The sequence below is a fragment of the Spirulina sp. CCY15215 genome (genome assembly GCF_016888125.1).
Classification (GTDB): domain Bacteria; phylum Cyanobacteriota; class Cyanobacteriia; order Cyanobacteriales; family Spirulinaceae; genus CCY15215.
Map to the genome: position 1 here is coordinate 1 of NZ_JACSWA010000338.1, position 206 is coordinate 206.

Below are 206 nucleotides of genomic sequence, written 5' to 3' on the forward strand. Positions count from 1 at the left end.
TTGAAAACCATGACTCTCGCACCCCTAAAAACCCCGATTGTTTACCCCGAACCCGATGGCGAACCGATGGCAGAAAGTGACCCCGCACGGGATTATTTAATTTATGGTGTAGAAAGCCTCAAATTCTACTTTCACAACCAAGAAGATGTCTACGTTTCTGGTAATCTTTACCTCTACTACGAACGGGGAGTTCCCGATGCTGTGGT

At 46.6% G+C, this 206-nt stretch carries 1 pseudogene; it reads left to right on the top strand.

Features of this window, described 5'->3' with window-relative positions:
- Nucleotides 1-9: 9 nt before the first annotated feature.
- A pseudogene (locus JUI58_RS07230) lies at nucleotides 10-206 on the top strand (Uma2 family endonuclease); the annotation flags it as partial.